We start from the raw sequence: 23,029 nt of genomic DNA on the forward strand, positions 1-23,029 counted from the left end.
TTCCGAGGTGGCCTCGCCATGCCGCACTCCCCCGAAGAAAAGAAGAAGGTCCTGGCCCGCGTACGCCGCATCCGTGGCCAGTGCGATGCGCTGGACCGCGCGCTGGAAGCCGGTGCCGACTGCGGGCCGGTGCTGCAGCAGATCGCCGCCATCCGTGGCGCGGTCAACGGCCTGATGTCGGAGGTGATGGAGGCCCATCTGCGAGAGGAGTTCGGCCAGCCTGCGGCGTCCGACGAACAACGCGCCGAACGCGTGCGCGACATGAGCGCGTTGATCCGCTCCTACCTGAAATGAACGATGGCGCGACATCGCGCCCATCACGCTGTATCCCATTCCCGCCTGATCCTGGAGAGTCCACCATGAAGTCCCGTGCCGCCGTCGCCTTTGGTCCCGGCCAGCCGCTGCAGATCGTCGAGATCGACGTCGCCCCGCCGAAGGCGGGCGAAGTGCTGGTGAAGATCACCCACACCGGTGTCTGCCACACCGATGCGTTCACCCTGTCCGGCGATGATCCGGAAGGCCTGTTCCCGGTGGTGCTGGGCCATGAGGGTGCCGGTGTCGTGGTGGAAGTGGGCGAGGGCGTGACCAGCGTCAAGCCGGGCGACCACGTCATTCCGCTGTACACCGCCGAGTGCGGCGAGTGCCTGTTCTGCAAGAGCGGCAAGACCAACCTGTGCGTGTCGGTGCGCGCCACCCAGGGCAAGGGCGTGATGCCCGACGGCACCAGCCGCTTCAGCTACAACGGCGAGCCGCTGTACCACTACATGGGCTGCTCGACCTTCAGCGAGTACACCGTGGTGGCCGAGGTTTCGCTGGCGAAGATCAACCCGGACGCGAACCCGGAACACGTCTGCCTGCTCGGCTGCGGCGTCACCACCGGCATCGGCGCGGTGCACAACACCGCCAAGGTGCAGGAAGGCGACAGCGTGGCCGTGTTCGGCCTCGGTGGCATCGGCCTGGCGGTGATCCAGGGTGCGCGCCAGGCCAAGGCCGGCCGCATCATCGCGGTGGATACCAACCCGTCCAAGTTTGAACTGGCGCGCGAATTCGGTGCCACCGACTGCATCAACCCGAAGGACTTCGACAAGCCGATCCAGCAGGTCATCGTTGAAATGACCACCTGGGGCGTGGATCACAGCTTCGAGTGCATCGGCAACGTCAACGTGATGCGCGCGGCGCTGGAATGCGCGCACCGTGGCTGGGGCCAGAGCGTGGTGATCGGCGTGGCCGGTTCGGGCCAGGAGATCTCCACCCGCCCGTTCCAGCTGGTGACCGGCCGCAAGTGGATGGGCACTGCCTTCGGTGGCGTGAAGGGGCGCAGCCAGCTGCCGGGCATGGTCGAAGACGCGATGAAGGGCGATATCGAACTGGCCCCGTTCGTCACCCACACCATGGACCTGGACAAGATCAATGAAGCCTTCGACCTGATGCATGAAGGCAAGTCGATCCGTTCGGTGGTCCACTACTGATCCACGCCGGGCGGCAGGCTGCCGTGCCTGCCGCTCCTCGGGAGGAACCCATGGAACGTATTGAACACCGCGCCTGTTCCGGTGGCTGGCAGGACGTCTACCGCCATCGTTCGACCACGCTGGGCTGCGACATGCAGTTCGCCGTGTACCTGCCGCCGCAGGCGGAAACGCAGAAACTGCCGGTGCTGTACTGGTTGAGCGGCCTGACCTGCACCGAGCAGAATTTCATCACCAAGGCCGGTGCACAACGCTATGCGGCCGAGCACGGCGTGATCATCGTCGCGCCTGACACGAGCCCGCGCGGTGATGACGTGGCCGATGCCGAGGGCTACGACCTGGGCAAGGGGGCGGGGTTCTATCTCAACGCCACCCGTGCACCGTGGGCGAAGCACTACCGCATGCACGACTATGTGGCGCAGGAACTGCCCGCGCTGATCGAAGCGAACTTCCCCGTCACCGGCGCGCGTGCCATCAGTGGCCATTCGATGGGCGGCCATGGTGCGCTGGTGATTGCATTGCGCAACCCGGGGCGCTACCGCAGTGTGTCGGCGTTCTCGCCGATCGTCGCGCCCAGCCACGTGCCGTGGGGGCAGAAGGCGTTCACCGCTTATCTGGGTGACAACCCGGCCGACTGGGCGCAGTGGGACGCGTGCGCGCTGCTGGCGGAGGCCAATGAACGGCTGCCGCTGCTGGTCGACCAGGGCGAGGCGGACGAGTTCCTGCAGACCCAGCTGCAGCCGCAGCGCCTGCAGGAAGCCTGCGCGGCCGCCGGCCATCCGCTGACCCTGCGCCTGCAGCCCGGCTACGACCACAGCTACTACTTCATCGGCAGCTTCATCGGCGAGCACATCGCCCACCACGCCCGCGCCCTGCACGGCTGACACCCCCCGAAAAAGGGGACGGAGGGGATTAAGTCGCATTTGCCGCTGCGCCGAATGCGACTTAATCCCCTCCGTCCCCTTTTTTTACGTGGCCGTGGCGCGGACGGGGCTATGGTGCGGGCGTACGGCCTTGTGGATCGGGGGATGCATGCCGGTAGTGCTGGCGCTGCTGTATGTGCTGTGCCATGGCCTGGTGCTGACCCTGTGGCCGGGCCCTGCCGGGGCGGGATCCTTCGTGTTCCTGACCGGTGCCCCGTTGCTGGCTGCGGCCGCATGCCTGTGGCGGGCGCGCCGCGACCGGGCGGCGCTGGGCTGGCGGGCCACCGCGGCGGCGCTGCTGCTGTGGGCCGGTGGCATGGCGTTCAACATGATCGATGCGCTGGGGGCCGGCCGCGCCGATGTCACCCCGCAGGTGAGCCTGTTCCTGTATGTGCTGTATGGCGTGCCGCTGGTGTTCATCCTCGCCCGGGCGCGCCGCGAGCGGCTCAGCATCAGCCTGATCGATGCGGGGATGGCAGCATTGCTGGGGGTGCTGTTCTTCGTACACGCGCAGTCGTTCGCCGCCCGCGTGGACATCGACGACCACGCCCTGTCCAACATGCAGCGCATGTTCGATATCCAGAACCTGTGCATCGCCGGGTTCGCGGTGGTGCGCTGGCTGGTCGGTGACGTTGCGGAGCGACGCGCCTTCTTCCGCGCACTGGCGATCTATGCCGTGGCCTACCTGATGGTGGCGTACTACATCAACCACTACACCTCGGGGGATGCGTTCGGCGCCTACAACGACCTGCTGATCGATCTGCCGTTCCTGTTGCTTGCCCTGCTTGCGCTGGGCCACGCGCCCGCACCGGTGCGGGTGATGCACCCAAGGCTGGCGAGAACGGTGCAGGCGGCGGGGCCGATGATCCTGCCGCTGCTGCTGCTGGTGGTCGGCACGCTGGTGGTCGACCACGCCCGGCCGCTGGCGGTCACCGGTTTCGTGGTGGCCACGCTGGGCTTCGGCGTGCGCAGCATCCTGCTGCAGGTGGACCTGATGGAACGCCAGGCATCGCTGGACCAGCTGGCACGGCAGGATGGCCTGACCGGGGTGGCCAACCGCCGCGAGTTCGATGCACTGCTGTTGGCCGAGTGGAACCGTGCACGGCGCAGTGGTACCGAGCTGGGCCTGCTGCTGCTGGATATCGATCATTTCAAGGTCTTCAACGACCGCCACGGCCATCCCGCCGGTGACCGCTGCCTGCAGGCCGTGGCCGCAGTCCTGAAGACGAGTGCCGGCCGCGCCAGTGACAGCGTTGCGCGTTATGGCGGTGAGGAATTCGCGGTGATCGTGCCTGGAAGCGCGCTGTCGGGCGTGCTGGCGCTGGCCGAGCGCCTGCGCGAGGCGGTGGAAGCGCTGCCGTTGCCGGAAGGATCGGTCAGCATCAGCATCGGCGTGGGCTACCTGCATCCACCGGCCCTGGCCAGCGCCGATCAGCTGCTGGCGGATGCCGATGCCGGCCTGTATGCCGCCAAGCGTGCTGGCCGCAACCAGGTGATCCTGCATGCCCATGTGCTGGACGACGAGGGCAGCGCGCACGGAAGGATGGATTGCTGAGCGCGCCCCGCAGCGCCTGTTCGCCGTGGCCGAACTGGCGGCCGAAGGCGCGGTAGCCGGAAACAACCGGGAACGTGAGGCCCTGGGGGCTAGGGTCGTGGGTCGCGGGTTTCCACCAGCACCGGACAGGGCGCGTGATCGATGGTCCATTGCCCGATCGAAGGCTCGAACAGGCGTTCCAGCCGCGACAGGTGACGATGGCCGATGACGATCAGGTCGCATTTCAAGCGCCGTGCCTGTTCGCTGATCACTTCGCCGGGGTCGCCGGAGGGAATCTGTGCGATGGCATCGACGCCGCGTTCGCGCAGCTCAGCCAGGGCTTCGGCCAGCACCGCCTCGGCCTGCGAGCGCTGCCGCGCGGCTTCCGGGTACTCGCGGCGGTCGGCCTCGCTGGCATCGGCGGCCAGCGCGAATTCGGGGTCGAGCACGCACAGCAGGTGCAGGCGGCTGCGCGGGCCGGCGATGGCCGCGGCCAGGTCCAGCACGCGTGCGTGCTGGGGGCCGCCGTCCAGGGCGACCAGCAGGGTGTTGAACATGGATGTCTCCTTGGCAGGCCGGGGATGGTCGCCGATGTCACCGCGCGCACCCATGCCGTGCGCGGCAGTCAATGGATGCGCCAGACGCAATCCACACGAACAGCAAGTGCCGTAGAGTCATCCGGATTGCTGAAGATTGTTCCATTGGAGACCGCCATGCCCCTGCCGGACCTGAACCTGTTGCTGGCACTGGACGTGCTGATCGATGAATGCAGCGTGGCCGCCGCCGCGCGGCGGATGAACCTGAGCGCGCCGGCGATGAGCCGCACCCTGGGCCGGATCCGTGTGGCACTGGGCGACCCGGTGCTGGTGCGGGCCGGCCGTGGACTGGCACCGACGCCACGCGCGCTGCAGCTGCGCGAGCAGGTGCGCGACGTCATTGAACAGGCCCACCGTGTTTTTCATGCCGGCCGCGAGATCGACGTGGCTACCCTGGAGCGCACCTTCAACGTGCGCGCCAACGATGTCTTCATTGGTGGCTTTGGCGGGCGCCTGCGCGAGATATTCCGCCAGCAGGCACCGCGTGCGGTGCTGCGTTTCGTGCCCGAAGGCGATACCGATGACGATGCGATGGCGCAGGGCCGGATCGATCTGTACATCAGCACCGCCGGCAAGCACGCATCCGACACCAAGGTGCAGAACCTGTTCAGTACCTCGTTCATGGGCGCTGCGCGCGAGGACCATCCGTTGTTCGATGGCGAGATCAGCGCAGAGCGCTTTGCCGCCTGCGACCACATCGCAGTGTCGCGCCGTGGCCTGCCACGCGGGCCGATCGATGATGATCTCGCCACGCTCGGCCTGCAACGCCGCGTGGCGCTGATCAGCCCAACCTTCCACGGTGCGATTTTCGCCGCGGCCGAATCGGACCTGATCCTGCCGCAGATGCCGAGCGTGATGCTGGAGCGGATCGTCAGCATGCGCCTGCCCCTGCGCCTGTTCCCGCTGCCGATTCCGGTGCGCACGGCGGCGATCGTGCAGGCCTGGCATCCGCGGCTGGACAACGACGCTGCCCACCAGTGGCTGCGACGGTCGATCAAGACCATGTGCGAAAGCGTCGAGGACAGCCGTCGCTGAGGTTCCGGGCGTGCGCCCGACGCACGCCTGCGATGCCGGTCACGCCATTTTTTGGACGGTACCGGCTCCCTAGACTGCGCTCCCCGGAGTTTCACTGAGCGCATTCCAATGACCCCCAACATGCCGTGCACTGCACGGATCGGTGCCCGGCGATGAGTACGCCGGCCGCCACTGTCCCGAACGCCGCAGCGCCCCGTCCTGCCGCCGCCCCCGGGCTCGACCGCCGCGTTCTGGTCGGCCTGTGTGGGGTGCTGCTGGCGGTGCTGGTATCGGGCTTCAACGAGAACATCACCAAGGTCGCCTTGGCCGACATCCGTGGCGCGATGGGTTTCAGCGTCGACGACGGCAGCTGGATCGTCGCCGTCTACAGCGCGATGTCGGTCAGCGCGATGGCCTTCGCGCCGTGGTGTGCCGCCACCTTCTCGCTGCGTCGTTTTGCGCTGGCGATGATCGGTGGCTTCATGGTGCTGGGCGTGCTCTGCCCGCTTGCCCCGAACCTGCAGGTGTTCCTGCTGCTGCGTGCGCTGCAGGGCCTGTGCGGCGGCGCGCTGCCGCCGCTGCTGATGAGCGTGGCGCTGCGCTTCCTGCCGCCGGGCATCAAGCTGTATGGACTGGCCGGCTACGCGCTGACCGCGACCTTCGGCCCGAGCATGGGCACGCCGCTGGCCGCGTTCTGGGTCGAGCAGGTGGGCTGGCAGTGGGCGTTCTGGCAGATCGTGCCGTACTGCCTGGCAGCGATGGCGATGGTCAGCTGGGGCCTGCCGCAGGACCCGCTGCGGCTGGAACGCTTCGCCCAGTTCGATGGCGTCGGCCTGCTGCTGGGCCTGCCCGCGCTGGTGCTGCTGGTGCTGGGCCTGGTGCAGGGCCCGCGCCTGAACTGGTTCGACTCGCCGATGATCACGCTGATGATCGGTGGCGGTGCCGGGCTGATGGTGCTGTTCATGATCAATGAATGGTTCCACCCGCTGCCGTTCTTCAAGCTGCAGCTGCTGGCCAACCGCAACCTCAGCTACTCGCTGGTGACGCTGGGCGGCGTGTTGTTCGTGCTGCTGGCGGTGATCTCGATCCCCTCCGGTTTCCTGGCCAGCGTGCAGGGCTACCGGCCGCTGCAGACTGCACCGATGTTGCTGTGGGTGGCATTGCCGCAGGTGATCGCGCTGCCTTTGGTGGCGACGCTGCTGAATATCCGCGCGGTGGACTGCCGCTGGGTGCAGGCCACCGGCCTGGCAATGCTCGCCCTGGCCTGCTGGCTGGGCTCGCACCTGGATGTGGCCTGGATCCGCGACAACTTCCTGTGGGTGCAGTTGCTGCAGGTGTTCGCCCAGCCGATGGCGGTGCTGCCGCTGCTGATGCTGGCGACCACCGGCCTGCCGCCGCAGGACGGCCCATTCGCCTCGGCGTGGTTCAACACGGTCAAGGGCTTTGCTGCGGTGCTTGCCAGCGGCGTGCTGGATGCCGTCGCCCAGGGCCGCCGTCATTTCCACTCCACCGTGCTGGTCGACCGCCTTGGCGAGCAACCGTGGCTGGCCGAGGGCCCGCAGCTGGGCGCGCGCCTGCATGCACAGGTGCAGGCACTGACCTCGGCCGACCTGTACTGGGTGGTCGCGCTGGTGGCGCTTGCCTTCATTCCCCTTGTTGCCTGGATGCCCACCCGCATCCATCCGCCACGTGCCGTGGCCTGAACCTTTCGCAGGAATTCCCTCATGACGATCAATCGAACCACTCTCCACACCGGGCTGGGCCTGGGCGTGCTGGCGCTGGCCATCGGCGCCTGGCTGCTGCTGCGCGATGGCGGCCACCAGAGCACCAACAACGCGTATGTGGTGGCCGACTACACCCTGGTGGCGCCGAAGATTGCCGGCTTCGTCAGTGCCGTGGAGGTGGAGGACAACCAGCCGGTGAAGGCCGGCGACGTGCTCGCCCGCATCGACGACCGCGACTACCAGGTAGCCCTGCAGGCAGCCCGCGCCGACCTCGCCAATGCCCGTGCACAGCTGGCCAACGCGCAGGCCGCACTGGCCCAGCAGGGCTCGCTGATCGAGCAGGCCAGGGCCAGTGTCGATGTCAGCCGTTCCGAACTGACCCTGGCCAGCGCCGACCAGCAGCGTTACCGCGAACTGGCCCGCGACGGCGCCGGTACCGTGCAGAGCGCGCAGCAGGCGCAGTCGAAGCGGGCCGTGGCCAGTGCCCATCTGCAGCAGGGCCAGGCGGCGCTGTCGACCGCACGCCAGCGCACCGGCATCCTGGCGGCCGGTGTGCAGGCCGCACAGGCGGCCGTGCAGCGAGCAGAAGCGGCACAGGCACGCGCCGAACTGGATCTGTCGCATACCGTGCTGCGCGCGCCGATCGACGGCATGGTTGGCCGCCGCGCGGTGCGCGTGGGTGCCTACCTGACCCCGGGGACGCCGGTGGCCGCGGTGGTGCCGCTGAAGCGCGCCTTCGTGGTCGCCAACTTCCAGGAAACGCAGATGACCCGCATGCAGGCCGGCCAGCCGGTCGAACTGAAGGTGGACGTGTTTCCGGGCAGGCCGCTGCGCGGGCACATCGACAGCATCGCGCCGGCCACCGGCGTTACCTTCGCAGCAGTCGCACCGGAGAACGCCACCGGCAACTTCACCAAGGTGGTGCAGCGGATTCCGGTGAAGATCGTGCTGGAGCCGGGCCAGCCGTTGCTGGACCAGCTGCGTGCCGGCATGTCGGTGGAAGCCAGCGTTGACCTGCGCAGCCGCGCGCGCGTGCAGAGCGTGCAGCACGGGCCGGGCCACAAGGCCGGGGAGGGCGCATGAGCGCCGTCAGCGTGTTGCGCACCGTCGTTGCGGCCGGCCTGTGCCTGGCCCTGGCCGCCTGCACGATGGGCCCGGACTTCGTACGCCCGCAGGCGGAACTGCCCAGCCACTGGCAGGGTGAGGTTGTCGCCGGCAATGCCATCGATCAGGACGCCGCCTGGTGGGCGGGTTTCGACGATCCGCTGCTGGGGCAGTTGGCCGGCCAGGTGCTGGCGGCCAACCTGGATCTGCAGCTGGCGGCCAACCGCGTGCAGCAGAGCCGCGCTGCGCGTGGCATCTCCGCCGCCGACCGGTTGCCCGGCGTCAACGCGAGCGCCAGTGGCATGCGTGCGCGCAACAGCGAGGTGGGCCTGAACGATCCTTCCGGCAAAGGCGGCCGTGATGACTACGGGTTGTTCCAGGCCGGTATCGGTGTGGGCTGGGAACTGGATCTGTGGGGCCGCGTACGCCGCCAGGTGGAAGCTGCTGACGCACGCGTGCAGATGGCCGAGGAAGATGCGCACGCAGTGCGCATCGCGCTGCTGGCGGAAACCGCGCGTGACTACCTGCAGCTGCGTGCGACGCGACAACTGCTGGCGATCACCGGGGACAACCTCAGCATCGCCCACGACATCAAGCGGCTGACCGAAGCACGCCAGCGCCAGGGCGTGGCCAGCACGCTGCAGGTGTCCAGCGCGGCCGCGCAGGTGGCCTCGTTGCAGGCGCGCATCGCGCCGCTGCGGCATCGCGAATCCCAGCTGCGCAATGCGCTGGCGTTCCTGCTGGCACAGCCGCCGCAGGCGCTGGACGCGCAGCTGCAGGATGCACGCCGTGACTGGCCGGCGCTGCCGGCTGTGGCAGTGGGCCTGCCGAGCGGACTGGCCGAGCGCCGCCCGGACATCCGTCGTGCCGAAGCGGCATTGCACGCGGCAACGGCCGGCATCGGCGCGGCCAAGGCCAGTTTCCTGCCGCGCATCACCTTGAATGGCGACGCCGGCTTCCAGGCCAGGCAGCTCGATGACCTGGATGGCTGGAACGCGCACCGTTTCAGCATCGGGCCGTCGATCAGCGTGCCGATCTTCCAGGGCGGGCGGCTGAAGGCCAACCTCGCGCTGAGCAGGCTGCAGCAGCAACAGGCGTCACTGCAGTTCCGCCGTACGGTGCTGCAGGCCTGGCACGAAGTGGACGACGCCATTGATGGCTACAGTGCCGAGCAGCAGCGCAGCGTGCAGCTGCTCGTGGCGGTGGACGAGAGCGAGACCGCACTGGGGGCGGCGCGCCGGCAGTACCAGGCCGGTGTGGTCGACATGCTGGATGTGCTGACCGCCCAGCGCATCGCGCTGGACAACCAGGCCGCACTGGCCAACAGCCAGGCCATCGCCGCGATCGCACGGGTGGATCTGTACCGCGCGCTGGGCGGTGGCTGGTAGTGCCGTGGTTGCCAACCAAGGTTGGCATCTACCCGAGCGGGGCCTCAACGCACGTCGCGCAGTTCCCAGTGGTGGCCGGCCAGCAGGCGCAGGCGCTGCTTGAACACGTCACTGTCGATGCGGGTGGTGGCGACCAGGTTGATGCGCAGGTCCTTCTGCTCGCCGGTCACGGTGGCATCCGGATCGGTCACGCCCCACTGCGGCTCCACCGCGTCCGGGTCGGGCTGCTTGGCCTTCCAGCGCTCGAACAGCGTGCCGCTGCGCAGGGCGTCCTGCAGCTCTTCGGCGAAACCGGCGGCGCCCTGCGAATGGAAGGACAGGTCAGGGTCGTTGCCGCGGGCCTTGGACGGGTCGGGCAGGCTGATGTGGTACTGCGCAGGCATGGAGTTCTCCTTGAAGTGCGGCAAGGCTCGCACAGCCGCGGTGGAATCGATGTGCAGATTCCAGCCGTGGCCAGCGCTCATTCAAACCGATGCGGCCCATCGGCAAAGCCCACGGTGACCGCGCCCTTGCCGACGTTGACCATGCCGGTCAGGCTCATCACCGATTCGTACACGGTCACGCCGTGGCCAGCGCAGGCCTCCTGCATCTGTGCATAGCCGGGCAGGGCGCGCAGTTCGTCCAGTTCGCCGCCGTAGCTGACGCACACCGTTGGCGTCATCAGGCCGGCGCGCACGCGCTGGCCGACCACCGCGAACAGCTTCTGCACGGCACTGTCGAATCCCTTGATCTTGGCCACCGGCCCGGTCTCGCCACGGTAACCGTGCAGCACCGGCTTGATGTCCAGTGCGCTGCCCAGCGCCGCGCTGAGCAGGCCGACACTGCGGTCACCCTTGTGCCGTGCGCGTGCGCGCATGTAGTACAGGTCGCGGGTGATCATGTAGCCGTGCACGTTGCCGGCCAGCTCTTCCAGCCGTTCGCGGATCTGCTGCACGCTGGCACCACTGCCACGCAGGCGAACCGCCTCCACCGCGGTCACCGCCTGGGCGGCGAACAGGTTCTGGGTATCGAGCACGCGCAGCGCGAACGGTGAGTTGTAGCCCGCTGCCTGCCGCACCGGCTTGTAGTCGTTGAGGATGGCGAAGCTGGCCTGCAGCGCGTTGTCGTGGATCGGGCTGCGGGTCTTGGTGATGGTCATGCAGAACACGTGGTCGTAATCGATCACCAGCTGCTGCAGGAACAGGTCGCGGATCTGGTTGACGCTGAAGGGGATGGTCTCCGCTTCAGCGCCATGTTCGGCCACATGCGCATGCAGGAAGCTCAGGGTGGCCTGCTCATCGCGATGATCGGCCAGCACGGCTTCGCCGATCCGTACGGTGATCGGCAGCAGCACGATGTTGTGCTCGGCAATGAAGTCCTGCGGCAGGTCGCAGGCCGAGTCGACGACGATTCCGATGCGCATCCGCGGCTCCCCCTCCAGGGCGGTTGTAGGTTCGGAAACGTGAAATCTATCTCAAAACCTGGCGTGGCGCGCGAGGAAAACGCGCCACGCCCTGTTCAGCGACTGCGCTGCACTGCCACCGGAAGCTCGGCCAGGCGCCGCCATTCGGGCTGCTGCAGCAGATCCGGGTCGGCCAGCACCGCTGCCATCAGCGGATGGGCGTCGTTGCCCCAGAACAGCTCGTCATCGATGGCCAGCGTGGGAACGCCGAACACGCCGGCAGCAATGGCGGCCTCGGTGTTGCGCCGCAGCTGCTCCTTGACCGCCGGGTCGGCGATGGCACTGGCGACATCCTCGATGCCCAGCTGCGCGCCCGGCTCGCGCAGGGCTTCGGCGCTGTCACCGGCATTGCCCTCGCGCCAGATCCAGTCGAACAGCGCGTCCACCGCCTGCACGCTGGCACCGGCGGCCAGGCACAGGCGCAGCGCCGACAACGGGTTGAACGGATGGCCCGGCGGGAACCGCAGCGGCGTGCCCTCCGCCTGCGCAGTCCACAGCAGCTGGCGGTAGATGAAGCGGCGCTTGGCCGGGATCTCGGCCGGCCCGAGGTTGCCCAGGTGATGCAGCACGGCACCGAAGGCGATCGGCACGGTCTGGATCTGTGCGAACCGGGGCAGCTGCTTCAGCTTCTGCCAGTGCAGGTAGGAGTACGGCGAAACGAAGTCGAAGTACCAGCGCAGCGTTGTCATGGGTGTTTTCTCCAATGCGATCAGGGCTGTGCGTTGCGCAGCAGGTAGCGGTCGCGCAGCTCGGTCTGGCGCGAGCGCATCGGCATCGCCCGGCCCCCCAGCCAGACCTGCTCGGCATAGTGCGCCACGTCCAGCGGGTCGCCCTCCCACAGCACCAGGTCGGCACGCTTGCCCGGCTCGATGCTGCCGATCTGGTCGGCCACGCCGAACGCCTGCGCCGGCACCCGGGTCAGGCCGGCCAGGCCGTCGGCCCAGGGCAGGCCATTGGCCACGGCATTGCCCGCCAGCTGGCGCATCTTGCGTGCGTTGTGCGAGGCATCGCCACGCTGCACGAACGAGACCGCCACGCCGGAACGCTGCAGGCGTGCCGCATTTTCCAGCGTAGCGCCGATCTGGTCGAAGCTGGCCGGCAGGTTGGACAGCACGTCGACGAACACCGGCACCTGCGCGGCCGCCAGCTCCGGTGCCAGCTGCCAGGCTTCGCTGCCACCGGCAATGGCGATCTTCACCTTCTCTCGGGCGGCCCAGCGCAGCAGCTGGCGGATGTCCGCCGCGCGATCCACCTCCACCACGATGCGGCCCTGGCCCGCCAGGTACCTGCCCAGCGTGCGGCGACCGGCCGGCGTCAGCAGCGCATGCGGTGAGTCCACGGCGACCTGGCCACGCGCCTCGTCCACCATCTGCTGCAGCAGCATCCATTGCGCCGCACGCGAATGTCCGGTCAGCTCCACTGCAGCCGACCCCAGGCGCAGGAACAGCGCGCGCGGCCCGAGTGGATCGGTGCTGCCGTCCAGCCGCATCACACCGCCCTGGCCTGCAACGAAGCCGCCACCGGTGGCGGCCCCCAGAGCGGTGAAGCCGATGCCGTCCAGGCGCGCCACCGGGATCAGTACCGAGGCCGGGTTGTAGGCCAGGGTGACATCGAATTCGGGGCGCAGCGGTTGTTCGCCGATCTTCAACGTGCTGTCGACCGTGCTCGCTTCACCGGAGACCTCTTCGATGCCGATCTCGGTAATGCCCCCGAACAGCGCCGGCGTCAGCGGGCGGCCTTCGGCCTCGACCACGCGGGTCCCGGCCGGCGCGGACAGCCCGCTGCCGACCGCGCGGATGATTCCGCCCTGCACCAGCACATCGGCGTGCTGCAGGCTGCCGCGCGCGCCGGCGGTATGCACGGTGGCATTGCGGACCAGCAGATCCTGCGCCGATGCCGTGGTTGCCAGCAACAACAGCGCCACCACGGCAGCGCCGGGCCATCTCAACGTGCCCATCAGTGCACCTCCTGGCCAAGCTGGAAATCGGAACGTGGCGTCGCCGCCGGCGCGCGGCGGTCGTACAGCCGTCGGCCGTCGATGAAGACCTGCTCGGCCAGCGCATACGAGCTGAAGGGATTGCCGTTCCACACCACCACGTCGGCCATCTTGCCGGCCTCCAGGGTGCCGGTCTGGCCTTCAATGCCCAGCGCCTTGGCGGCGTTGGCGGTCATCCAGGTGATGGCGTGTTCGGGGGTGATCTCCGGCATGTGCGCGCGGCGCGCAGCGGCGATCACCTTGGCCGCTTCCTGGTTCAGGCGCTGGATGCCTTCGGGTGAATCGGAATGGACGATGGCGCAGCTGTTCTTCGGCCGGTCGACCAGTGCGATGTTCTCCGGAATGCCGTCGAAGGCCTCCATCTTGAAGCCCCACCAGTCGGCCCACAGCGCACCGCAGACGCCGTCGGCGGCCAGCCGGTCGGCCAGCTTGTAGGCCTCCACGCCATGGTGGAAGGCGGCCACCTTGAAGCCGAATTCCTTGGCCAGGTCGAGCATGGTGGCCATCTCGTCGGCGCGGTAGCAGTGGATGTGCACGCGGATATCGCCTTCGATCGCGCCGGCCAGCGTGTCCAGCTTGAGATCGCGCTTGCCGCCGGCATCACCGGCGCTGTCGCCCTTGTCGCTGCCGAACCAGCCCTTGCGCTTGGCCGGCTTGGGCTTGTTCTTGGCGATGTAGTCGGCGGCATCGATGAAGGCGGCGCGGTAGCCGGCCACGTTGCCCATCCGCGTGGCCGGGGCCACGCCCTTGCCTTCGCCATAGACCCGCTTCGGGTTCTCGCCGCAGGCCATTTTCAGCCCCCACGGTGCGCCGGGAAACTTCATCGCCTGGTAGGTGATGGCGGGTACGTTCTTCAGGGTCACGCCACGGCCACCGACCAGGTTGGCCGAGCCCGGCAACACCTGCATGCTGGTCACGCCGCCGGCCAGGGCGGTGGCGAAGCCCGGGTCCTGCGGCCACACCGAGTGCTCGGCCCAGACGTTGGCGGTGACCGGCGCGGTCATCTCGTTGCCGTCACTGTGCGCGCCGACGCCCGGGCTGGGGTACACGCCCAGGTGCGAATGCACGTCGATCAGCCCCGGGGTGACCCACTTGCCCTGTGCATCGATGCGGGTGACACCGGCATCGGCCTGCAGCTGGCGGCCCACGGCGACGATGCGGCCTTCGCGCAGCAGCACATCGGCATTGTCCAGGCGCTGGCCGGTGCCGGTCAGCACGGTGGCGTTCTGGATCAGCACCGGCGCATCGGGATGGGCCTGGTAGGTGCTGGGGTAGGGGTCGGCGACGAAGCGCGAGGCGCCTGCCGCCGGTGCCGTGCTCACTGAAAGCAGCGCCAGTGCCACCCCGGCGCGCAACAACGTCGATGCCATGCAGTTCCCCTCGCCCGAAACATGAATCCACCGACGCTAGCCGGGGCCGATGCGGCTTGCCAAGTGACCTTGGGCAGGGGCGTGGGGGGTAGGGATTTTCTGATGGAGGATTTGTGAAGGAAATATTAACGTTGGATGAAGCGATGGCTGATTACGTCTCTCACTGACCTGCATCACCAGCTTTCGCACCTGCTCCAAGACGGAGCCAGCCCGCACTTTTCATGGAATCAAGGACGCAACCGATGACTGCTGCAAAGCCCTGCCGTTCGACTGTTTCGCGCCGTTCCTTCCTGCCTTCGCCACTGGCTTCGGCCATTGTCGGTTCGTTGCTGGCGGCTGCCGCGCTGCCGGTGCTGGCCCAGGACAACGACGATGCCCTGGCCCGCTACCAGCTGCAGCGCAGTCTGCAGTCGGCGTTCGCCGCGTCAGGCGGGGTGCCGGCCTCCGCTCCGGCAATGATCGCTCCCTCGGTAGCGATTCCGGTGGCGGTGCTGGCTCCCAGCGTCGTGGCTCCCGCGGAGCCGGTCATGGGCACGCCCGGTGATGCTGCGAGCTGGCGTACCAGTGAATTCAACCTCGACTGGGGCCTGGCTGCGATCAATGCCGATGCAGCCTATGCGCGAGGATTGACGGGTACGGGCATCCGCCTGGGCGTGTTCGACAGTGGCACGGGTCTGGACCATCCGGAGTTCGCCGGCAAGGACAACCGCAGCATCCGCATCGCAGATCTGATGGCCGATGGCACGCGTTGCACCAACACCAGCGCGGTGCGCGGTCCGGCGGCCTGCTTCGCCAGTGATGGCGATGACGTGCAGATCAGCTATGTGGGCTACAACGCCAATGTCCCCGAGAACATCCGCAGGATCATCGAGTCGGGCCCTTACGTGCAGCCGGGCATACAGTTCGAGATCCATGGCACGCACGTTGCCGGCACCATCGCGGCGAACCGGGACGGCAACGGCATGCAGGGCGTGTCCTTCGGCTCGGACCTGACCGTTGGCCGGTTGTTCTCCGACAGCATCAGCGAATGGCAGCGCACTGCGGACGGTTATGCGGTGGTGACGCTGGGCGCGGTCGGCCCGAAGCTCAGCGCCTTCCAGGACATGTACGAGCAGATGAACGCCCAGGGCGTGCGGGCCATCAACCACAGCTGGGGCCTGACGGTGGAACCGTCGACCGCGGCGGACATGGACGAGATCTACAACGATCCCGATGATCGCCAGTACCTGAGTACCTTCGCCGACGGTTCGCGTGCGCGCGGGATGATCCAGGTGTGGGCGGCGGGCAACACCAATTCCCTCATTCCGACGCCTGCGCAGAGCCCCATTGCCGGCATGTACGCCACGCTGCCGCGTGCCTTCGCCGACATCGAGCCGTACTGGCTGAGTGTGGTCAACGTCGGTACCAACCTGACGCTGAGCAATCGTTCCAACAAGTGCGGCCTGAGTGCCAACTGGTGCCTTGCTGCCCCGGGTTCGGACATCGTGTCGACCGCGTACGGTGATGATTCGAACCTGTCCGGCAGCATCGGTATCGATGCCAATGGCAACGTCAGCCTGGACATCCAGCAGCGTGTGCCCACCTACGGCTACGCAATGCTGAGCGGTACGTCGATGGCCGCCCCTCACGTTACCGGCGCCCTCGGCCTGCTGTTCGAGCGCTTCCCCTATCTGGACAGCGCGCAGGTGCGCGACGTGCTGCTGACCACGACGACCGATCTTGGCGCGCCAGGCATCGACGAGATCTACGGCTGGGGCCTGCTGAACCTGGCCAAGGCCATCGAAGGCTACGGATCGCTGCGTGTGGATACCAACGTGGTGATGAACCAGCGTGCCGGCGGCCTGAAAGTGTGGGAGGGCGATGCATGGGATGACTGGACCAACGACATTGGCGGCCCCGGGAAGCTGACCAAGAGTGGTACCGGTTGGCTGCGGCTGAGCGGCGACAACAGCTTCAACGGTGCGCTGGTGCGCGAGGGCGTGCTGGAACTGGATGGCGTCAATACGCTCACCGGTGCCGTGGACGTGACCGGCGGCAGCTTCCTGCTCAACGGCACGCTGAAGAACACCGCGCTGAACAACCTGGGCGGCACCAGCCATATCAATGCCCGTGGTGTGCTGGATGGCTCCGACCTGACCATCAATGGCGGCGCGGTGACCTTCGATGGCGTGCAGCGCGGCGCGCACACCCTGGTGGCCGGGCAGGGGACCTTCGAGTTGAACGGCAGGCTGGAAAACAGCACGTTGACCAGCCTGGGCAACAGCCGTGTAAATGCCGGCGGCGTGCTCGCCGGTTCCGACCTGACCATCAACGGCGGCGTGCTGTCGTTCAACGGTGTGCAGACCGGCGCGCGCACCCTGGTGGCCGGGCAGGGCACCTTCGAGTTGAACGGCAGGCTGGAAGACAGCACGTTGACCAGCCTGGGCAACAGCCGTGTAAACGCTGGCGGCGTGCTCGCAGGTTCCGACCTGGCCATCAATGGCGGCGTGCTGTCGTTCAACGGTGTGCAGACCGGCGGCCATACCTTCGTCGGCCCGAAGGCCACACTGAAAGGTATCGGCCAGCTGGGCGATACCACCGTGGCCGGCATCGTCGCACCGGGCAATTCGATCGGCACGCTGACCATCAACGGCAACTACGTGCAGACCGCCACCGGTGTGTACCAGGCCGAACTGGCACCGGGTGGGCGCAGCGACCAGCTGCGCGTCACCGGTACCGCCACCCTGGGAGGCACCCTGATCGCTCTGCCGGAGGCGGGCACCTATTACCTGGGTGAGCAGTTCAACTTCATCCGTGCCGACGGCGGAATCAGTGGCCAGTTCGCCACCGCCGACTTCAGTGCGTTCTCACCGTTCATGAAATTCAGCCTGGCCTATGGTGCCGGTGGCGCGCGCATTGAAGTGACCCGTGGCAATCCGCTTGCCAGTGCCGCCCGTACCGACAACCAGCGCGCGGTCGCCACGGTGGCCGACGGACTGGCGGTCAACCAGGGCCTGCCACGCCCGCTGACGTTGCTGTTCCCGCAGCAGGTCGGCGCTGCACTGGATGGCCTCAGCGGCGAGCTGCATGCGGCCACTGCGATGGCCCTGGTCGAGGGTAGCCGCTACGTGCGTGACGCCGCCCTGTCGCGTCGGGTCGGTACCCGCGCTCCGGGCGCAGACGGCGAAGCCGCCACGGGCGTGTGGGTCCAGGCCATCGGTGGCAGCACCACGCTTGACGGCAATGGCAACACCGCACGCACCGAGGCCAACAGCAATGGCCTGCTGGTGGGCGTGGACCGCGAGATCAACGGCTGGCAGGTGGGTGTGCTGGCCGGCACCGGCCGTACCGATGCCAAGCAGCAGGAAGGGCGCCGCGCGCGTGCCAAGGTGGACAACACGCACCTGGGCGCCTACGCCAGCCACGACTGGGGCGCCTTCGGCCTGCGTGGTGGCCTGGCCTGGAGCGAGCATGAGGTGAAGAGCACCCGCGAGCTGGGCTTCTCCGGCTACAGCGACACGCTGGTGGCCCGCTACGACGGTCGCACCCGCCAGGCGTTCATCGAGGCGAGCTACCGCTTCGGCGATCGCGAGGCGGGGCTGGAGCCTTACCTGCAGCTGGCACGTGTGGAAGTGGACATGAAGCGTGTCAACGAACGCGGCGGCGCTGCTGCATTGCAGGGCGAGGTGGACGATCTGCGCACCACGGTGGCAACGGCCGGCCTGCGCTTCGACAAGGGCCTGAGGGCGTCGTTCCAACAGGACAGCTGGCTGCATCTGCGCGGTGGCGTGGGCTACCGCCACGCCAGCGGCGATCGTGACCCGGCGGCCCGCTTCGCCTTCGCCTCGGGCAGCGACAGCTTCGTGGTCAGCGGTGCCCCGGTTGCTGACAGAACGGTGGTGGCCGAACTCGGCCTGTCGGCCTGGTTGACCGCACGCCAGCAGCTGGAGCTGGGTTACAGCGGCCAGTATGGCGACGAAAGCCGCGACCACAGTGCGAACCTGCGCTGGTCGGTACGTTTCTGATCCTCTGCCTGCGGGCATCGGGAAGACCCAGGAGGGCGGCCGCAGGGCCGCCCTTCTTCGTTGCCGGCCCAGGTGTGGGCTGGCCTGTGCAGGCCTACAATGGCGGCCCCCACGCCGTACCGGACCGCCCATGAAGAGCAAGCAGGAAATCGTCGACAACTGGCTGCCGCGCTACACCGGCGTGCCCCTGGACCAGTTCGGCCAGCACATCCTGCTGACCAACTTCGGGGGCTACCTGCACACCTTTTCCGAGCTGACCGGCGCCCCCGTCATCGGCCTGGACCGGCCGATGGCCAGCGCCACCATCGACGGCATCACCATGATCAACTTCGGCATGGGCAGCCCCAATGCCGCGATCATCATGGACCTGCTGTCGGCGGTGATGCCCAAGGCCGTGCTGTTCCTGGGCAAGTGCGGTGGCCTGAAGCGCAAGAACCAGCTGGGTGACCTGGTGCTGCCGATTGCAGCGATCCGTGGCGAGGGCACCTCGGGCGACTACCTGCCACCGGAGGTCCCGGCGCTGCCGGCCTTCGCGCTGCAGCGGGCGGTCTCGACCATGATCCGCGACCTCGGCCACGACTACTGGACCGGTACCGTCTACACCACCAACCGCCGGGTCTGGGAGCACGACGAGGCCTTCAAGGAGCGGCTGCGGGCGATGCGCTGCATGGCCATCGACATGGAAACCGCCACCGTGTTCGCGGCCGGCTTCGCCAACCACATCCCCAGTGGCGCGCTGCTGCTGGTCTCGGACCAGCCGATGATCCCCGACGGGGTCAAGACCGAGGCCTCCGATGCCAAGGTCAGCTCCCAGTTCGTGGAAAACCATATCCAGATCGGTATCGAGGCGCTTAAGCTTATCCGGCGCAACGGCAAGTCGGTCCGCCACCTGCGCTTCGACGAATGATGATGATGGCCTGGCGCGGCGCGCCGGCCCTGGGGAGTAGGTGATGGACGTTGCCGCGCAAGTGGTGGATTTCTGGAAGGAGGCGGGCCCTGCGAAGTGGTTCGCCCGCGACGATGCGTTCGACGCGCAGTTCCGCCAGTTGTTCCTGGATGAGCATTTCGCGGCCGCTTCGCGTGCGCGCGAACACTGGCTGGGCAGTGCCGAGGGCGCACTGGCGCTGATGCTGCTGCTGGACCAGTTCCCGCGCAACTGCTTCCGCGGCAGCGCCCATTCCTATGCCACCGATGGCCTGGCCCGGCACTACGCCATGCGCGCCATCGAGGAAGGCCTGGACCTGCAGCTGGTGCCCAAGCTGCGCGCCTTCATCTACCTGCCGTTCGAGCACTCCGAGGATCCGCTGGACCAGGACCGTTCGGTGGCGATGTTCGATGTGCTGGGCGACAAGGAATACCTCCAGTACGCCGAGCTGCACCGCGACATCATCCGCCGCTTCGGTCGCTTCCCGCACCGCAACGCCGTGCTGGGGCGCATTCCCTCGCCGGAGGAACTGGACTACCTGGCCGAAGGCGGCTTCGCCGGCTAACAAAAAGGGGACGGAGGGGATTAAGTCGTTTTTCCACAAACGACTTAATCCCCTCCGTCCCCTTTTTCAGGGCCGATCAGTACTTCGGCACGCCGTTGTCGACGTCTTCCGACCAGGCATTGATGCCGCCGGTGACGTTGAACACCTTGGTGAAGCCCAGGGCGCGGAACTGCTCGGCGGCCTGCGCGCTGCGGCCACCGTGGTGGCACATGAAGGCCAGCGGGGTGTCCTTGGGCAGGGCTTCCAGCGCGGCGCGGCCGGTGCCGTCGAAGGTCTTGAACGGCACGCCCACGGCGGCGATTTCACGCTCGTCGGCCGGGCGCACGTCCACCAGGGTGATGTTGCCGGCACGCACCAGGTCGTCGGCATCGCGCACGCTGATTTCCTGCACCGGCCTGGGTGCATTCGGGTTGTCGATGGCCAGGCCCTTGCCGCGGATGTCGTCCACCCAGTCGATGGTGATGCCGTTGGCGCGACGGGCGCTGGCCAGGTCGAACTGCACGCGCAGGCCGTTGGACTCGGCGGCGATGGCGCCTTCGTCGTGCGGGGCCAGCTGGAAGTTCGGCTGGAAACCGGCATCGATGGACAGCTGCAGGGCGGCACCCGGGGCATCGGCCAGCGCGCCCTTGAGCATTTCCACGGCAGCCGGGGTGACGGTGATGCTCGGCGGGGTACGGTCCGGCGCAGCCAGGCCCAGCACGCTGCTCAGTTCACCGCTGGCGGCCATCTGCAGCACGATGTCGCTGCCGCCGACCAGTTCGCCGTCGATGTACAGCTGCGGGATGGTCGGCCAGTCGCCATAGGCCTTGATGCCTTCACGGATTTCCTGGTCGGCCAGCACGTTGACGTGGGCGAACTCGACGCCGAGGTCCTGCAGGGCGCCCACGGCCTTGGCCGAGAAGCCACACTGCGGCATCGACGGCTGGCCCTTCATGAACAGCACGACGCGGTTGGCGTTGAGGATGGAATCGATGCGTGAACGCAGGGCGGGATCGAGGGACATGGACGTCGGGGTTCCGGGAATTCGAATCATCGATTCTAACCCTCATGGCATCATGGGGGATGAGCAACGCAGGAACATTGCATCGCATTCCGACCCGGCCCTGGCGCTGGCTGCCCTGGCTGGTGGCGTCGCAGCTGGCTGTGATCCTGGCCTGGGTCCTGGCCGGCTGGCACTGGGGGCTGCCGCTGATGGTGGCCAGCCACGCACTGTTCATGGTGCCGATCTTCCTGCCCAACAGCCGCTTCTATGCGCCGGTGCTGAGCCGGCTGCCGGATGCCGGCAACAGTGTCTGGTTGACCATCGATGACGGTCCTGGCCCGGAAACCCGTGCGGTGCTCGACCTGCTGGACCGCCACCAGGCCCGCGCCACCTTCTTCCTGGTGGGCGAGCGCGCGCTGGCGCAGCCGGCGCTGGTGCAGGAGATCCTGCGCCGCGGGCACGACCTGGGCAACCACAGCCACAGCCATCCACAGGCGCGCTTCTGGCGGCTGGGGCCGGCGGCGATGCGTGCCGAGATCGAGGGCTGCCAGCATGCGCTGCAGGCGGTGAGCGGTCGCCCGGTGCGCTGGTACCGCTCGGTGGTGGGCATGACCAATCCGTTCGTGGCACCGGTACTGCAGCGGTTGGGCCTGGTCCGGGTCGGCTGGAGCGCGCGCGGCTTCGACGGTATCGGCTGCACGGCGCAGGGCGTGCTCGACCGGCTGCTGCCGGACCTGCGCCCGGGCGCCATCGTGCTGCTGCATGAGGGGGCCGCCCACGGTCACAACCTGGTGATCATCGAGCGCGTGCTGCAGGCGCTGGACGAGCGCGGGCTGAAGGCCGAGCTGCCGGCCCCGTAACTCCGGGAAGGGGGCGCCTGGAGCAGCCGAGCATGGGCTCGGCTCTACAACTACAAGACCTGGCGATCATTCTGTAGCGCCCGAGCCGATGCTCGGGTGGCGGTGCGCAGCACCGGCAGACGTTGCAGGGCAGCCGAGCATGGGCTCGGCTCTACAGGGGCGGGTGATGCTCGGGTGGCGGTGCGCAGCACCGGCAGACGTTGCAGGGCAGCCGAGCATGGGCTCGGCTCTACAAGGGCGGGTGATGCTCGGGCGGCGGTGCGCAGCACCGGCAGACGTTGCAGGGCAGCCGAGCGTGGGCTCGGCTCTACAGGGGCGGGTGATGCTCGGGCGGCGGTGCGCAGCACCGGCAGACGTTGCAGGGCAGCCGAGCATGGGCTCGGCTCTACAGGGGCGGGTGATCATCCTGTAGCCCTACACTCCAGGGCGTTCGGCCACCAGCAACCAGCTGTTGAACGGGGTGCGCCCATGCAGGGGGCGAGGCGGCGTCACCTGCAATCCGGCCTCGGCCAGTGTCGCCTGCAGCATCTGCGGGTCGGGGTAGTGGCGCGGCCGCGTGCCCATCCAGCCGACCAGCCAGGCCAGCCGGTCCGCCACCCGCGTGGTGCGGTCGCGGCCATCGCCAGTGGCCAGTGGCGTGCGCAGCAGCAGGCGGCCGCCGGGAGCGACCCGCGCACTGGCCGCGCGCAACAGGGCCTGTTGTGGCCCCGCATCCAGGTACTGCAGCACATCCAGCAGCAGGACGTGCCCGGCCTGCGCCGGCAGTGGCGCCTGCACGTCCAGGCAGTCGAAGCGCACATCGTGCAGGCCGGTGGCGGCGCGCTGGGCGCGGGTGATCTTGCCGGCATCCACGTCCACGCCGAGGTAGGGCTGGCTGCCGCCGCGCTGGCGCAGCACATGGGCGAACAGGCCCAGCCCGCAGCCCAGGTCCAGCAGCGCCTGCCCGTCGTCGGGAAGATGCTGCAGCACGCCGTCGTACAACGGGTCGCTGCCCAGTTTGCCGCGGGTGTAGTAGTAGTCGCGGCGGCTGCCCCAGGCCTGCACCGGCCGGAACGCTTCGGCGATCAAGCGGGCCTGCGCGGCTGTCAGGGGCGTACAGGGCAGGGGCGGGCCGTTCCGTGGCGTGCCGTCCATCGC

At 68.1% G+C, this 23,029-nt stretch carries 20 protein-coding genes; 12 read left to right on the plus strand and 8 right to left on the minus strand.

The features are described from left to right. Nucleotides 1–18: 18 nt before the first annotated feature. From frmR to B9Y64_RS07285, 4 genes are all read left to right on the plus strand, one after another. Nucleotides 19–294, plus strand: a complete 276-nt coding sequence (gene frmR / locus B9Y64_RS07270) for a formaldehyde-responsive transcriptional repressor FrmR (RefSeq protein ID WP_005411009.1) — start codon at nt 19–21, stop codon at nt 292–294. Nucleotides 295–359: 65 nt separating this feature from the next. Next, the gene (locus tag B9Y64_RS07275; RefSeq protein ID WP_100440130.1) at nt 360–1,469 is read left to right on the plus strand and encodes an S-(hydroxymethyl)glutathione dehydrogenase/class III alcohol dehydrogenase; all 1,110 of its coding nucleotides are present in this window, start codon (nt 360–362) and stop codon (nt 1,467–1,469) included. A gap of 50 nt (nt 1,470–1,519) precedes the next feature. Continuing rightward, nucleotides 1,520–2,350 (plus strand): S-formylglutathione hydrolase, encoded by an 831-nt coding sequence (fghA, locus tag B9Y64_RS07280; RefSeq protein WP_100440131.1) that lies wholly within the window; start codon nt 1,520–1,522, stop codon nt 2,348–2,350. 148 nt (nt 2,351–2,498) lie between these two features. After that, a complete protein-coding gene (locus tag B9Y64_RS07285) occupies nt 2,499–3,944 on the plus strand; it encodes a GGDEF domain-containing protein (RefSeq protein ID WP_100440132.1) in 1,446 nt (481 codons plus the stop codon). A gap of 89 nt (nt 3,945–4,033) precedes the next feature. On the opposite strand, the gene B9Y64_RS07290 is transcribed toward B9Y64_RS07285, so the two are convergent. Further along, nucleotides 4,034–4,480: a universal stress protein gene (locus tag B9Y64_RS07290; protein WP_100440133.1), complete on the minus strand. Its 447-nt coding sequence runs from the start codon at nt 4,478–4,480 to the stop codon at nt 4,034–4,036. Nucleotides 4,481–4,636: 156 nt separating this feature from the next. Here B9Y64_RS07290 and B9Y64_RS07295 point away from each other — a divergent pair, with 156 nt between their 5' ends. The 4 genes from B9Y64_RS07295 to B9Y64_RS07310 all read left to right on the plus strand — a co-directional run bounded on the left by B9Y64_RS07295 (nt 4,637) and on the right by B9Y64_RS07310 (nt 9,749). Further along, nucleotides 4,637–5,554: a LysR family transcriptional regulator gene (locus B9Y64_RS07295; RefSeq protein WP_100440134.1), complete on the plus strand. Its 918-nt coding sequence runs from the start codon at nt 4,637–4,639 to the stop codon at nt 5,552–5,554. A gap of 152 nt (nt 5,555–5,706) precedes the next feature. After that, nucleotides 5,707–7,236 (plus strand): MFS transporter, encoded by a 1,530-nt coding sequence (locus B9Y64_RS07300; protein ID WP_100440135.1) that lies wholly within the window; start codon nt 5,707–5,709, stop codon nt 7,234–7,236. A gap of 21 nt (nt 7,237–7,257) precedes the next feature. Beyond that, a complete protein-coding gene (locus tag B9Y64_RS07305) occupies nt 7,258–8,340 on the plus strand; it encodes an HlyD family secretion protein (RefSeq protein ID WP_100440136.1) in 1,083 nt (360 codons plus the stop codon). Further along, the gene (locus B9Y64_RS07310) at nt 8,337–9,749 is read left to right on the plus strand and encodes an efflux transporter outer membrane subunit (RefSeq protein ID WP_100440137.1); all 1,413 of its coding nucleotides are present in this window, start codon (nt 8,337–8,339) and stop codon (nt 9,747–9,749) included. Before B9Y64_RS07305 ends, B9Y64_RS07310 begins: the two co-directional genes overlap by 4 nt. 44 nt (nt 9,750–9,793) lie before the next feature. Here the strand turns inward: B9Y64_RS07310 and B9Y64_RS07315 are convergent, their stop codons facing one another. The 5 genes from B9Y64_RS07315 to B9Y64_RS07335 form a co-directional block, all read right to left on the minus strand. Next, complete coding sequence (locus tag B9Y64_RS07315; RefSeq protein WP_006469105.1) at nt 9,794–10,132, minus strand: hypothetical protein; 339 nt, start codon at nt 10,130–10,132, stop codon at nt 9,794–9,796. A gap of 77 nt (nt 10,133–10,209) precedes the next feature. Then, entirely contained in the window at nt 10,210–11,151 is a 942-nt protein-coding gene (locus B9Y64_RS07320; RefSeq protein ID WP_100440138.1) for a DegV family protein, read from the minus strand. 95 nt (nt 11,152–11,246) lie between these two features. Beyond that, nucleotides 11,247–11,879 (minus strand): 2-hydroxychromene-2-carboxylate isomerase, encoded by a 633-nt coding sequence (locus tag B9Y64_RS07325; protein WP_100440139.1) that lies wholly within the window; start codon nt 11,877–11,879, stop codon nt 11,247–11,249. Nucleotides 11,880–11,899: 20 nt separating this feature from the next. Next, the gene (locus B9Y64_RS07330; RefSeq protein WP_100440140.1) at nt 11,900–13,147 is read right to left on the minus strand and encodes an amidohydrolase family protein; all 1,248 of its coding nucleotides are present in this window, start codon (nt 13,145–13,147) and stop codon (nt 11,900–11,902) included. Further along, the gene (locus tag B9Y64_RS07335) at nt 13,147–14,556 is read right to left on the minus strand and encodes an amidohydrolase (protein ID WP_100440141.1); all 1,410 of its coding nucleotides are present in this window, start codon (nt 14,554–14,556) and stop codon (nt 13,147–13,149) included. Before B9Y64_RS07335 ends, B9Y64_RS07330 begins: the two co-directional genes overlap by 1 nt. A gap of 242 nt (nt 14,557–14,798) precedes the next feature. Between B9Y64_RS07335 and B9Y64_RS07340 the strand changes: the two genes are divergently transcribed. The 3 genes from B9Y64_RS07340 to B9Y64_RS07350 all read left to right on the plus strand — a co-directional run bounded on the left by B9Y64_RS07340 (nt 14,799) and on the right by B9Y64_RS07350 (nt 20,050). After that, nucleotides 14,799–18,560, plus strand: coding sequence for an autotransporter domain-containing protein (locus B9Y64_RS07340; RefSeq protein WP_100440142.1), 3,762 nt, complete (start codon nt 14,799–14,801; stop codon nt 18,558–18,560). Nucleotides 18,561–18,690: 130 nt separating this feature from the next. Next, nucleotides 18,691–19,467 (plus strand): AMP nucleosidase, encoded by a 777-nt coding sequence (locus B9Y64_RS07345; protein ID WP_005414446.1) that lies wholly within the window; start codon nt 18,691–18,693, stop codon nt 19,465–19,467. A gap of 43 nt (nt 19,468–19,510) precedes the next feature. Beyond that, nucleotides 19,511–20,050: a DUF924 family protein gene (locus tag B9Y64_RS07350; RefSeq protein ID WP_075676279.1), complete on the plus strand. Its 540-nt coding sequence runs from the start codon at nt 19,511–19,513 to the stop codon at nt 20,048–20,050. Nucleotides 20,051–20,126: 76 nt separating this feature from the next. Here B9Y64_RS07350 and grxD read toward each other — a convergent pair whose 3' ends face one another. Continuing rightward, nucleotides 20,127–21,053: a Grx4 family monothiol glutaredoxin gene (grxD, locus tag B9Y64_RS07355; protein WP_100440143.1), complete on the minus strand. Its 927-nt coding sequence runs from the start codon at nt 21,051–21,053 to the stop codon at nt 20,127–20,129. Between the two features lie 59 nt (nt 21,054–21,112). Here grxD and B9Y64_RS07360 point away from each other — a divergent pair, with 59 nt between their 5' ends. Continuing rightward, nucleotides 21,113–21,892, plus strand: coding sequence for a polysaccharide deacetylase family protein (locus tag B9Y64_RS07360; RefSeq protein WP_100440144.1), 780 nt, complete (start codon nt 21,113–21,115; stop codon nt 21,890–21,892). Nucleotides 21,893–22,306: 414 nt separating this feature from the next. Here the strand turns inward: B9Y64_RS07360 and B9Y64_RS07365 are convergent, their stop codons facing one another. Continuing rightward, on the minus strand, nt 22,307–23,026 hold the full coding sequence (locus tag B9Y64_RS07365; RefSeq protein ID WP_100440145.1) for a class I SAM-dependent methyltransferase: 720 nt from the start codon (nt 23,024–23,026) through the stop codon (nt 22,307–22,309). Nucleotides 23,027–23,029: the final 3 nt, after the last annotated feature.

The sequence above is a fragment of the Stenotrophomonas maltophilia genome, from assembly GCF_002799245.1.
In the GTDB taxonomy this organism is placed as follows: Bacteria; Pseudomonadota; Gammaproteobacteria; order Xanthomonadales; family Xanthomonadaceae; genus Stenotrophomonas; species Stenotrophomonas maltophilia_S.